Origin of the sequence: Luteimonas panaciterrae (assembly GCF_020511115.1) — a bacterium.
Classification (GTDB): domain Bacteria; phylum Pseudomonadota; class Gammaproteobacteria; order Xanthomonadales; family Xanthomonadaceae; genus Luteimonas; species Luteimonas panaciterrae.
In genome coordinates, this window is record NZ_JAJAVH010000061.1 from 1 (window position 1) to 276 (window position 276).

1 protein-coding gene is annotated in these 276 nt (G+C 65.2%); it reads left to right on the forward strand.

Going from position 1 to position 276, the window contains the following annotated elements:
- The coding region (locus LG367_RS18250; protein ID WP_226470690.1) for an Ig-like domain-containing protein at positions 1–276 on the forward strand (276 nt) is incomplete at both ends.

Sequence of the window (276 nt, forward strand, 5' to 3'; positions counted from 1 at the left end):
CCTGCGACCACGCCGCAGAACACGCCGGTCACGATCCCGGTGCTGAGCAACGACACGCTCAACGGTGTGCCGGTGACGACGAGCACGGTCACGACGACGGTGACGACGCCGCCTGCCAACGGCACCACCACGATCAATCCGGACGGCACGATCACCTACACCCCGAACCCGGGCTTCTCGGGCACGGATACCTTCACCTACCAGATCTGCGAGACGCTCAATCCGAGCAATTGCGATACGGCGACGGTGACGGTGACGGTGGCGGCCAACACGGTC